Origin of the sequence: Mycobacterium sp. THU-M104, from assembly GCF_049197365.1 — a bacterium.
Taxonomy (GTDB): domain Bacteria; phylum Actinomycetota; class Actinomycetes; order Mycobacteriales; family Mycobacteriaceae; genus Mycobacterium.
Genome location: NZ_JBMIOP010000257.1, coordinates 20289 through 31303 on the forward strand (window position 1 = coordinate 20289; position 11015 = coordinate 31303).

General features: G+C 70.0%; 12 protein-coding genes. 5 read left to right on the plus strand and 7 right to left on the minus strand.

The annotated features are described in order from the left end of the window. Positions 1-59: 59 nt before the first annotated feature. Positions 60-1838 carry a DNA polymerase III subunits gamma/tau gene (locus ACOJVU_RS18645; RefSeq protein WP_421531130.1) on the plus strand — a complete coding sequence of 593 codons (1779 nt, stop codon included), beginning with the start codon at positions 60-62 and terminating at the stop codon, positions 1836-1838. On the opposite strand, the gene ACOJVU_RS18650 is transcribed toward ACOJVU_RS18645, so the two are convergent. Beyond that, positions 1835-3154 carry a class I SAM-dependent methyltransferase gene (locus ACOJVU_RS18650; protein ID WP_421531131.1) on the minus strand — a complete coding sequence of 440 codons (1320 nt, stop codon included), beginning with the start codon at positions 3152-3154 and terminating at the stop codon, positions 1835-1837. The genes ACOJVU_RS18645 and ACOJVU_RS18650 overlap by 4 nt on opposite strands. Next, a complete protein-coding gene (locus ACOJVU_RS18655) occupies positions 3151-4503 on the minus strand; it encodes an FAD-binding oxidoreductase (protein WP_421531141.1) in 1353 nt (450 codons plus the stop codon). Before ACOJVU_RS18655 ends, ACOJVU_RS18650 begins: the two co-directional genes overlap by 4 nt. A gap of 139 nt (positions 4504-4642) precedes the next feature. Here ACOJVU_RS18655 and ACOJVU_RS18660 point away from each other — a divergent pair, with 139 nt between their 5' ends. After that, on the plus strand, positions 4643-5080 hold the full coding sequence (locus ACOJVU_RS18660) for an SRPBCC family protein (RefSeq protein WP_421531132.1): 438 nt from the start codon (positions 4643-4645) through the stop codon (positions 5078-5080). Here the strand turns inward: ACOJVU_RS18660 and ACOJVU_RS18665 are convergent. Further along, positions 5077-5859, minus strand: a complete 783-nt coding sequence (locus ACOJVU_RS18665) for an Rv3717 family N-acetylmuramoyl-L-alanine amidase (protein WP_421531133.1) — start codon at positions 5857-5859, stop codon at positions 5077-5079. The genes ACOJVU_RS18660 and ACOJVU_RS18665 overlap by 4 nt on opposite strands. A 98-nt stretch (positions 5860-5957) precedes the next feature. Between ACOJVU_RS18665 and ACOJVU_RS18670 the strand changes: the two genes are divergently transcribed. Next, a complete protein-coding gene (locus tag ACOJVU_RS18670; protein ID WP_421531134.1) occupies positions 5958-6323 on the plus strand; it encodes a YbaB/EbfC family nucleoid-associated protein in 366 nt (121 codons plus the stop codon). Positions 6324-6336: 13 nt separating this feature from the next. After that, positions 6337-6948 (plus strand): recombination mediator RecR, encoded by a 612-nt coding sequence (recR, locus tag ACOJVU_RS18675; RefSeq protein ID WP_421531135.1) that lies wholly within the window; start codon positions 6337-6339, stop codon positions 6946-6948. A 242-nt stretch (positions 6949-7190) separates the two neighbouring features. On the opposite strand, the gene ACOJVU_RS18680 is transcribed toward recR, so the two are convergent. Together ACOJVU_RS18680 and ACOJVU_RS18685 are read right to left on the minus strand one after the other, a co-directional pair. Then, positions 7191-7898 (minus strand): type 1 glutamine amidotransferase, encoded by a 708-nt coding sequence (locus ACOJVU_RS18680; RefSeq protein ID WP_421531136.1) that lies wholly within the window; start codon positions 7896-7898, stop codon positions 7191-7193. Next, a complete protein-coding gene (locus ACOJVU_RS18685; RefSeq protein ID WP_421531137.1) occupies positions 7891-9129 on the minus strand; it encodes a MurT ligase domain-containing protein in 1239 nt (412 codons plus the stop codon). Before ACOJVU_RS18685 ends, ACOJVU_RS18680 begins: the two co-directional genes overlap by 8 nt. A 94-nt stretch (positions 9130-9223) precedes the next feature. Between ACOJVU_RS18685 and ACOJVU_RS18690 the strand changes: the two genes are divergently transcribed. Then, positions 9224-10216 carry a DEDDh family exonuclease gene (locus ACOJVU_RS18690; RefSeq protein WP_421531138.1) on the plus strand — a complete coding sequence of 331 codons (993 nt, stop codon included), beginning with the start codon at positions 9224-9226 and terminating at the stop codon, positions 10214-10216. Positions 10217-10222: 6 nt separating this feature from the next. Here the strand turns inward: ACOJVU_RS18690 and ACOJVU_RS18695 are convergent, their stop codons facing one another. After that, the gene (locus tag ACOJVU_RS18695; protein WP_421531139.1) at positions 10223-10606 is read right to left on the minus strand and encodes a hypothetical protein; all 384 of its coding nucleotides are present in this window, start codon (positions 10604-10606) and stop codon (positions 10223-10225) included. Between the two features lie 29 nt (positions 10607-10635). Next, positions 10636-11015: alpha-isopropylmalate synthase regulatory domain-containing protein (locus ACOJVU_RS18700; protein WP_421531140.1), on the minus strand; the 380-nt coding region annotated here is incomplete at its 5' end.

Genomic DNA, 11015 nt, shown 5'->3' on the forward strand with positions numbered 1-11015 from the left:
GCCTCCTCAGCCGACCCTGCGGGTCCGCATCGTCACCGGGCGGAAGTAGCCTGCTGAGCGTGGCTCTCTACCGCAAGTACCGGCCGGCAACCTTCACCGAGGTGGTGGGGCAGGAGCATGTCACCGAGCCGCTGTCCGTCGCCCTGGAAGCCGGCCGGATCAACCACGCGTACCTGTTCTCCGGGCCGCGCGGGTGCGGGAAGACGTCGTCGGCGCGCATCCTGGCGCGGTCGCTGAACTGTGTGCAGGGCCCGACGGCCAACCCGTGCGGGGTGTGCGAGTCGTGCACGGCGCTGGCGCCCAACGCGCCCGGCAGCATCGACGTGGTCGAGCTCGATGCGGCCAGCCACGGTGGCGTGGATGACACCCGTGAGCTGAGGGACCGCGCGTTCTACGCGCCGGCGCAGGCGCGCTACCGGGTGTTCATCATCGACGAGGCGCACATGGTGACCACCGCGGGGTTCAATGCGCTGCTCAAGATCGTCGAGGAGCCGCCCGAACACCTCATCTTCATCTTCGCCACCACAGAACCGGAGAAAGTGCTCCCGACGATCCGGTCGCGCACCCACCACTACCCGTTCCGGCTGCTGCCTCCGAAGACCATGCGGACGCTGGTCGAGCGGATCTGCTCGCAGGAGGACGTCGTCGTCGACGACGCGGTCTACCCGCTGGTGATCCGCGCCGGTGGCGGCTCGCCCCGCGACACGCTCTCGGTGCTGGACCAGCTGGTGGCCGGGGCCGAGAACTCCCACGTCACCTACCAGCGGGCGCTCGGCCTGCTGGGCGCCACCGATGTCGCGCTGATCGACGACGCCGTCGACGCCCTGGCCGCTTCCGACGCCGCTGCGTTGTTCGGCGCCGTGGAGTCGGTGATCGACGCGGGCCACGACCCGCGCCGGTTCGCCACCGATCTGCTGGACCGGTTCCGCGACCTGCTCGTCATGCAGGCGGTTCCGGATGCGGTCAGCCGCGGCGTGGTGGATGCTCCGGAGGACGTGCTGGACCGGATGCGCGAGCAGGCCGTTCGCATCGGGCCGGCGACGCTGACTCGCTACGCCGAGGTGGTGCAGGCCGGGCTGGGGGAGATGCGGGGCGCGACGGCGCCGCGGCTGCTGCTCGAAGTGGTCTGCGCCCGGCTGCTGCTGCCGTCGGCCAGTGACGCCGAGTCGGCGCTGCTGCAGCGCGTCGAGCGCATCGAGAATCGGCTCGACATGTCGATCCCGGCCGCCGATGCCCCGCCCCCTCCGGCGCCCGCGCCGGAGACCAAGTCCACATCCAAGCCCAAGCCCGAGCCCGCGCCGGAGGCCAAGCCCAAGCCCGAGCCCGCGCCGGAGGCCAAGCCCAAGCCCGAGCCTGTTCCCGCTCCAGCGGCGGCTCCGGTCGCCGGTGAGCCCAACGCGGCCGCGGTGCGGACCATGTGGCCGACCGTGCGCGACAAGGTACGCCAGCGCAGCCGCACGACCGAGGTGATGCTGGCGGGCGCAACGGTGCGCGCCGTGGAGGGCGACACGCTGGTGCTGACCCACGAATCCGCGCCGCTGGCCAGGCGGCTGTCCGAGCAGCGGAACGCCGACGTCATCGCCGAAGCTCTCAAGGACGCCCTGGGCGTGAACTGGCGGGTGCGCTGCGAGGCCGGCGCGGCGGCGTCGCCGGGGGCCGTGATCCCCCAGACGCAAGCGCCCGCGCCTGACCCGGTGCCCGACCCGCGGGCCGACGAGGAGGAACACATGCTCGCCGATGCCGGCAGCGAGCCGGCTGCGCCGCGCCGCGATCCCGAAGAGGTTGCGCTCGAGTTGCTGCAGAACGAGTTGGGCGCCCGCCGCATCGATGACGGCTAGGCCTGCCACCAGGGCCGCAGCGGCAGGCCGTCATCGCCCGACGCGGAGGGCCTGGTCGCCAGCACGTGATGCAGCTGCAGGTTGTTCTGCTCGAAGGCCACCCGTGAGGCCGCCATGTACAGGCCCCACACCTTGGCGGTCGGCAGGCCGACCTCGGCGACCGCGTCGTCCCAGCGCCCGACCAGGTTGCGGCACCAGTCCCGCAGGGTCATCGCGTAGTGGTGCCGGAAGTTCTCCGTGTGCAGCACCTCGAACCCGGCGTCCTGGATCTCGGTGGTGATCCGCCCGGAACCGGTCAGCTCCCCGTCCGGGAAGACGTAGCGGTCGGTGAATCCCCCCGCGAACGACGTCGAGGCGTTGTCGCGGCGGGTGATGCAGTGATTGAGCAGCAGGCCGCCGGTGCGCAGCTTGGATCGCAGGAAGCCGAAATAGGTCGGGTAGTTGCGGACGCCGATGTGCTCGGTCAGCCCGATCGAGGAGACGGCGTCGAAGCCTGTCTCACTCACGTCGCGGTAGTCGCCGTGGCGCACCTCGGCCAGCCCGTCGAGCCCTGCGTCCACGATGGCCTGCTGCGCCCACCTCGCCTGCTCGGCCGACAAGGTGGCGCCGACGGCGCGCACACCGCGGCGCGCCGCGTAGCGCACCATGCCGCCCCACCCGCAACCGACGTCGAGCAGCCGGTCGCCCGGTCCCAGCCGCAGCTTGTCGAAGATCAGCCGGTACTTGTTCTCCTGGGCCTCCTCCAGCGTCGCGTCGGCGTGCGGATACACCGCGCAGGTGTAGGTCATCGACGGACCGAGCACCCACTCGTAGAAGGTGTTGGAGACGTCGTAGTGGTGGTGGATGGCCTCGGCGTCCCGGGTCTTGCTGTGCATCAGACCGTCGGCGACCCGCCGCCACCGGGGCGGCGTCTCCTGCGGCGGAGGCGGCACCGGCCGCAGGTGCTCGACGCCGAGCGAGCGCACGACGTTGGCCATCACCCGCGCCGTCGGCCGCTTGAACTGGACCCGGTCGGTCAGCGTCTTGAGCAGCTCGTAGGGGTCGCCGGGGTGCACTCCGTACAATTGCAGGTCGCCCGACACGTACGCGCGGGCCAGGCCGAGCTCACCGGGGGCCGTGGCCAGGTAGGTGGCGCCGCGGGGTGTCCGCAGGTCCAGGCCCAGCACCGCATCGGCGTCGCCGGCGGTGCTGCCGTCGTAGGCGGTGAACTTCAGCGGATGCCGTCCCGTCGCGGCGAAGATCTCCAGAATCTGGGCCATGCTGAGTTTGCCCGAGGTGGTGCCGTCGGGTTCTTTGATCTCCTGAGTTGCTGTCATCGTTGTTGCACCGCCTTCGCGTAGAGGTCGAGGAGCCGAGAGTCGGGGTCGTAGGTCTTCTTGACCGTCTTGTAGGCCTCGCCGCCGTAACGGGCGTCGAACTCTTCGCGGGTGTAGTAGGAGTCCGAGTACAGCGACTTGTGCCCGTCGAGTTCGCTCACCTTCGCCTCGATCAGCCGGTTCGATGCCCCCGCTGGGCTTTCCTCGTCTGCAGCGGCCCCGGCCGGCACCGAGGACCAGAACCCGATGTTGACATAGGTGTGGTCCGCGCGCATCGGATACAGCGGCCAACCGTCGTGATCGCGCAATCGCAGCGGGCACAACCAGATCGGGGTAATCGGCACCGTGTGCAGGAACCACTCCAGGAACTCGGCTGCGCGTTCGATCGGCACCTCGACGTCCTGCACCACGCGCTCCCGAACAGGGCGGCCGTGACGCCTGTCGATCCGGTCCGAGATGGCGAAGCGCCGGTCGGCCGCCACCAGCTTCGAGTAGACGCTGCTGCGGCGGTAGCGGCGCGGCCACCACCGCCGCAGCCGCGGATCCTGCACGCCGAACGCCCGCGAGCACCAGAACCAGTCGGTGTCCCAGCGCCAGAAGTAGTCGTGGATGGTCAGCCGGTCGTCCTTGCCGGCGTCCGGGCCCGCGGCGTCGTGCCGGATCGACCGGTAGTAGATGTCCTTGCCGGTGTAGTCGCTGACCGGGCCCGGAGTCGAGGTCCGCCTGCCGAGGCACAGGTAGCTCTCCTGCGGGCCGAACACCACGCCGTCGAGGTAGTCGACGGGAGCGCCGCCGTGCCCGCCGGTGTCGACGATGCGTTCGGCCGTCGCCACCAGCTCCGTCAGCGAGCGGAATCGGAGGTGCCGCAGCGCCACAAAAGGCGAGACCGGCTCCAGTTCGATGCGCAGCCGAGTGGCATAGCCAAGGGTGCCGTAGGAATTGGGAAATGCGCGGAAGAGGTCGGGGTGCTGGCTGCGTGAGGTGGTGAGCAGTTCGCCGCCGCCGGTGAGGATATCCATCTCCAGCACGGACTCGTGGGGCAGCCCGTTGCGGAACGACGCCGACTCGATCCCCAGCCCGCTGACCGCACCGCCGAGAGTGATTGTCTTCAATTGCGGGACCACCAGTGGCGAAAAGCCGTAACGCAACGTGGCAGCGACCAAGTCCTCGTAGGTGCACATGCCCGCGACGTCGGCGGTGCGGGTCTCGGGATCAACCCCGAGGACGCCGGTCAGCCCGGAGGTGTCCAGCCCGGGCGCATTCCGTTTGGTGCGGGCGCGGAACAGGTTTGAGGTCGTTTTGGCGAGCCGCACCGCGGAAGTGGACGGGATGGATCGATAACTGGCCATCAACCGGTCGACGCCGGCGGTGTGGGCTGAGAGTGCGGATCCATGGATGGGCACCGCAGTTATCCTAGTCCTCGGCAACTGCCCGTGCAGCGGTGTGCGGGCGGGGACACGCAGAACACGACCATGAGGGGACGTTGCCGTGGGACAGGTAAGCGCAGCCAGCACGATCTTGGTCCATGCCGAGCCCGCGGCCACCCTTGCCGCGGTCGCCGACTATCAGAGGCTACGTCCGAAAATCCTTCCCCCGCAGTACAGCCAGTACGAGGTGCTGCAGGGCGGGCAGGGTGCGGGCACGATCGCCAAGTGGAAACTGCAGGCGACCAAATCGCGGGTACGCGAGGTGCGGGTCGACGTCGACGTCGCCGGCCACACCGTCATCGAGAAGGACGCGAACTCGTCCATGGTCATCACCTGGACCGTGGCTCCCGCCGGTCCCGGCTCCAGCGTCACCGTCAAGACCACGTGGACCGGCGCCGGCGGCGTCAAAGGGTTCTTCGAGAAGACCTTCGCGCCCATGGGGCTGAAGAGGATTCAGGGCGAGGTGCTGGCCAACCTGAAAAAGGAACTGGAGGCTTAGCGCGCCTGGCCCTGCGTGGCGAGGAAGCCCGCGACGCCGCGCACCATCGCGTCGGCGTATTTCTGCCGGCCCTCAGCGGACTCCATCAGCGCCGAATCCGCGGGGTTCTTCATGTTGCCGCACTCGACGAGGACCGCCGGGTACTGCGCCAGGTTCAGGCCGGCCAGGTCCGAGCGTCCGTACAGCCCGTTCTGGCCGATGTAGTTGGCGGGCGGGATGCCCGATGCCTGTAACTGGTCGCGCATGATCCGCGCATACTGCACCGACGGCCCGGCCTGGACCGGGTTGAGTGGCGGGGCCGAGTAGTTGACGTGAAATCCCCGGCCGGACGGTGGGCCTCCGTCGGCGTGGATGCTCAGGATCGCGTTGGGGTGCAACGAATTGGCGGTGTTGGCACGGGCGTCGATACACGGCCCCAACGCGTTGTCGTTGCCGCGCGACAGGGCGGTCCGTACCCCCAGCGCGTTCAGCTCGGCCCGGACCCGCAGCGCGGTGTCCCAGTTGAACGTGTGCTCGGGATAGCCGGTGTTGGTCGTCGTCCCACTGGCCTGGCAGTCCTTGGTGCCGCCGCGGCCCGTCGGCACCTGGCGTCCGATCGAGGCGTCGTTGGCGCCGTTGTGGCCGGGATCGATGAAAACGATCATGCCGGTGATGTTGGAAGGGGCCCCCCACGCAACCGGCGTCGCGTTCGGGGTCGGGCTCACAACGGTCGCCGCCGCGACCACCAGCGCCGCAACCGCCATTTTGAGCCCGACACGCCTGCTCACTCGTAGGTCCACCACGCCACGGTAACTTCGTGCGGTCTACTCTGGGGGTTTCGAATGGCACGACACTTCTAGGCGAGACCAACTCGAGACCGAGATGCGAGGGGATTGTCATGCAACCCGGAGGCGATATGTCCGCACTGCTCGCCCAGGCGCAGCAGATGCAGCAGAAGCTGCTGGACGCCCAGCAACAACTCGCCAATGCCGAGGTGCAGGGGCAGGCCGGAGGAGGTCTGGTCAAGGTCGTCGTCAAAGGCAGCGGGCAGGTGGTGGGGGTGCAGCTCGACCCCAAGGTTGTCGACCCCGCGGACGTCGAGACCCTGCAGGATTTGATCGTCGGCGCCATGGCCGACGCATCCCGGCAGGTCACCACGATGGCGCAGGAGCGGCTGGGAGCGCTGGCCGGCGGCATGGGCGGCACCCCGCCGGGTGCCCCGCCCGCGCCTCCGGCCCCGCCGACCCGGATGCCGGAGCTGTAGACCGCGCACCGACATGTTCGAGGGACCCGTCCAGGATCTGATCGACGAGCTGGGCAAGCTGCCGGGTATCGGCCCCAAGAGCGCCCAGCGGATCGCCTTTCACCTGTTGTCGGTGGAACCGCCCGACATCGACCGGCTGACCGCGGTGCTCTCCCGGGTCCGTGACGGCGTCACGTTCTGCGCGGTGTGCGGCAACGTCTCCGACGACGAGCGCTGCAGAATCTGCGCCGACCCGCGCCGCGACGGCTCGCAGGTGTGCGTCGTCGAGGAGCCCAAGGACATCCAGGCCGTCGAGCGCACCCGCGAATTCCGCGGCCGCTACCACGTCCTGGGTGGTGCGCTGGATCCGCTCTCCGGGGTGGGGCCCGACCAACTGCGGATCCGCGAGTTGCTGAGCCGTATCGGTGAACGCGTCGACGACGTCGACATCAGCGAGGTGATCATCGCGACCGACCCCAACACCGAGGGGGAAGCGACGGCCACCTACCTGGTGCGGATGTTGCGTGACATTCCCGGCCTGACCGTCACCCGGATCGCGTCCGGGCTGCCCATGGGTGGCGATCTCGAGTTCGCTGACGAGCTCACCCTGGGCCGCGCGCTCGTCGGCCGCCGCTCCATGGTCTGACGCGTCGTTCGTGCGCCGAGCCTGGTCGCTCGCGTTCGCCGAGCCTGTAATTGTGCAGGCCCCTACTCGCGCTTTGGCTGCAGATTTACAGGCTCGGTGAAGTGTCGGTGCCCGGTGTGAGCATCGCGAGCCATGGCGGCGGCGTGGTTGTGGTCTCAACGCAGGGGTGTGATCGCCGAGGACCGGGCCGACGATACTGTGAAGCGGGTGCGCGACACCCTGACCGCCAGAGGCTGGCGACCCTAGCGCGACGCCAGTCGTTCGCGGCGCAGCAACTCCACCTCGGGAAGCGCCAGCGGTGCCAGCTCGCCCACCACCCGGCTCAGCAGCAGGTCGGCCAGCTCCGGGTTGCGGGCCAGGCAGGGCCCGTGCATGTAGGTCGCGACGACACTGCCCTGCACCGCGCCGTCGACGCCGTCGCCGCGGCGGTTGCCGGCGCCCCTGACCAGCGCGCCCAGCGGCGACGCCGCGGGACCCAGCACGGTGCCGCCCCGGTGGTTCTCGAAGCCGGTTAACGGCTGCGTCAACCCGCCCGGCAGCGGCGTGCTCACCAGCTCACCGATGGTGCGCGCCGACTGGGGCGAGGTGGTCGCATCCAGCAGGCCCACCCCGTCGACCCGCTCACCGGCCGACGTCTCGTACCACCGCCCGAGCACCTGCACGGCCGCGCAGATCGCCAGCACCGGCGCGCCCCGTTCCGCGGCGCGCTGCAGCCCCGGGTGGCGCAGCAGATGCCGGGTGGCCAGCCGCTGTGCGTAGTCTTCCGCGCCGCCGAGGGTGTACAGATCCAGCGAATCCGGCACCGGATCGGCCAGCGTGACCTCGACGATCTCGGCGGTGATGCCCCGCAACACCAGGCGTTGCCGCAGCACCACCGCGTTGCCGCCGTCGCCGTAGGTGCCCATGACATCGGGCAGCACCAGCCCGATCCGCACACTCGAATCAGCCACGGCGCGCCAATGCCCGCTGCAGCTGCAAGAACGCGGTGTAGTTGGCGACGACCTCGACGCGCCCGGATGGGCACGACGCGATGGCAGCCATCGTGTCGTGCACCAGCGTGTGCTCGACGCCGGCGTACCCGAGGCGCACCGCGAGGTCGGTGCCGCGTTCACCGGCGGCCACCACCGCGGTGTCCTCGAAGTGCTCGAACCGGACGTCCCACAGCCACGACAGGTCCTCCCCGTCGGGCACCTGTCCGTTGACCGCGATGACGACCCCGGCCGCGTGCTTGTCCACCATCGACAGCGCCTCCGACCAGCCGGCCGGGTTCTTGGCCAGCAGCAGCCGCGCCTCGTGGCGGCCGACACGCACGGTCCGGTAGCGCCCGGCGACCTCGTCGACGCCCGACACCGCCGCCAGCGCCCGCGCGGGATCGGCGCCCAGCGTGACGGCGGCGGCCACGGCCTGGGTGGCGTTGCCGCGGTTCACCGCGCCCGGCAGCGCCAGCCGCATCGGCAGTGCCAGGCCGTCCGGCCCGTGGAGGGTGCCGCCCTCTTCCGGGTCGAACCACCACTGCGGGCTGGGCCGCGTGAAGTCGGCGCCGGTGGAATACCAGTGGCCCTTCTCGCGGACGATCATCTCGCCGCTGCGCGGGCAGCTGACCGAGTCGTTCACCCACGCACCGCCGGCGGCCACCCACACCACGTTGGGGCTGTCGTAGGCGGCCGAAGTCATCAGTACGTCGTCGCAGTTGGCGACGACCACCGTCGCGGGGTGGCGGGCCAGGCCGGCCCGCAGCGCACGTTCGATGACGTTGATCTCGCCGACGCGGTCCAACTGGTCGCGCGACAGGTTGAGGAGAATGACGACGGCGGCCTCCACCGCATCCAGGACGTGCGGGACGTGCATCTCGTCGACTTCCAGCACGGCCAGTTCGGCGTCGCGGTCGGCGGCCAGCGCGGCCACCAGGCCGGCGTCCATGTTGGCGCCCTCGGCGTTGGTCGCCACCGGTCCGACGGTGCCCAGCGCCGCCGCCGTCATCCGCGTCGTGGTCGACTTGCCGTTCGTCCCGGTGACGACGACCGTGCGCCGGCCCGCGCCCAGCTGGCGCAGCACCGAACGGTCCAGCGTCATCGCGACCAGGCCGCCGATCATCGCCCCCGCCCCGCGGCCGGTCACCCGCGACGCCCAGCGTGCGCCGGCTCCCGCGGCCAGGGCCAGGCGAGCGCGGGCGGTGATCACCTCGGGAGTTTAAAGGGCGGTGAAAAAGCGGTTTCACGGCGACACGGCGGTGAGTGACCGGACGATGTCGGCGCGACGTGCCATCCTGGCGTGCATGAACCGGGTGGGTTGGGGGCGGCCGGCCAACGAGCCGGACAGCGGCTGGGCGGTGGTCGACGTTGAGACCTCGGGGTTTCGTCCGGGCCAGGCGCGCATCATCAGCCTCGCCGCGCTCGGCCTCGACGCCGACGGGCGGGTGGAGCAGTCGGCGGTGAGCCTGCTCAACCCAGGGGTGGACCCGGGCCCCACCCACGTGCACGGCCTGACGGCCGCGATGCTCGAGGATCAGCCGCAGTTCGCCGACATCGCCGGCGGCCTGTTCGAGGTGCTGCGCGGCCGCACGCTGGTGGCGCACAACGTCGCGTTCGACTACGCGTTCCTGGCCGCCGAGGCCGAGCTCGCCGGAACCGAACTTCCCGTCGAGACCGTCATGTGCACCCTCGAGCTGGCCCGCCGGCTGGACCTCGGGATCGGCAACCTGCGACTGGAGACGCTGGCCGCGCACTGGGGAGTGACCCAACAGCGCCCGCACGACGCGTTCGACGACGCCATGGTGCTGACCGGCGTGCTGGCGTCGGCACTGCGGCGGGCCCGCGAACGCGACGTGTGGCTGCCGGTGCGTCCGGTCACCCGGCGGCGGTGGCCCAACGGCCGCGTCACCCACGACGAGCTGAGGCCGCTCAAGGTGCTCGCCTCGCGGATGTCGTGCCCCTATCTCAACCCGGGGCAGTTCGTGCGGGGCAGGCCGCTGGTGCAGGGCATGCGGGTGGCGCTGGCCGCCGAGGTCGGGCGCACCCACGAGGAGCTCGTCGAGAGGATCCTGCAGGCCGGGCTCGCCTACAGCGACACTGTGGACCGGGAAACTTCCTTGGTCGTCTGCAACGTCACGTCTCCCGAGCAGGGCAAAGGCTATCTGGCCCGGCAACTGGGGGTGCCGATGGTGACCGATGCCCACTTCATGGACTGCGTCGGTGCCGTCGTCGGCGGCACGAACATGGAGCAGTTCACCGACGCCTCCGCGCTGGACGCGCAGCTCGCCCTGTTCTGACGGCCTTCAGTCCAGCGCCTTGCCTTTCAAGGTGTCGAACTCGTCCGGGGTGATCGTGCCGTCGTCGAGCAGTTCCTTGCCGTGGGCGATCTCCTGGGCCGGCGATCGGCCGGTGACCTCGCGGAAATAGGCGTGGCTGCCCCGCTTGACCAGCGTCGCGGCTTCCCGCGCCCGCATCGTCATGTCCTCACCGCGCACGATCAGGTACACCAGCGCGGCCAGATAGGGGAACAGCACCAGGAAGAACACCCACACGGCCTTGACCCAGCCGGTGGTGCTGTGGTCCCGCCAGAACAGGTCGGCGATGATGCTGAACAGGATCAGCAGGTAGGCGATGAACGCGAAGGCGACAATGGCTGACCACATGAAACCCCACGAGGTGTGCCACACGGTGATTGCTCCTTACGTTGTCGGCGCCTCTAGTTGCGGGAGGCGCGGTTGACCGCCGACACGACCGCGCGCAGCGACGCGATGGTGATCGACGATGCGATCCCCACCCCCCACACCGTCTTGCCGGCGATGGAAGCTTCGACGTAGGCCGCGGCCTGCGCGTCACCGCCTGCGCTCATCGCGTGCTCGGAGTAGTCCAGGACGGCTACCTCGATCCCGACGTCTCCCAGCGCGTGGACGAACGCGGCCAGCGGACCATTGCCGACGCCGCTGATCTCGGTCTCGACCCCGTCGACCTTGACGGTCGCGGTCATGCTGGTCGTCCCGCTGTCGTCCTCGGACGCCTCCACCCGCTGCCGGATCCGCTCCAGGGGCCGCACCGGTGCGAGGTATTCCTCGGAGAAGGCTT

What these genes read in the sequence shown, in the direction of transcription:
- recR (WP_421531135.1), top strand. Translation starts at nt 6,337, where the DNA reads ATGTTCGAGGGACCCGTCCAGGATCTGATCGACGAGCTGGGCAAGCTG.
- ACOJVU_RS18650 (WP_421531131.1), bottom strand. Translation starts at nt 3,154, where the DNA reads ATGACAGCAACTCAGGAGATCAAAGAACCCGACGGCACCACCTCGGGC.
- ACOJVU_RS18690 (WP_421531138.1), top strand. Translation starts at nt 9,224, where the DNA reads ATGAACCGGGTGGGTTGGGGGCGGCCGGCCAACGAGCCGGACAGCGGC.
- ACOJVU_RS18655 (WP_421531141.1), bottom strand. Translation starts at nt 4,503, where the DNA reads ATGGCCAGTTATCGATCCATCCCGTCCACTTCCGCGGTGCGGCTCGCC.
- ACOJVU_RS18670 (WP_421531134.1), top strand. Translation starts at nt 5,958, where the DNA reads ATGCAACCCGGAGGCGATATGTCCGCACTGCTCGCCCAGGCGCAGCAG.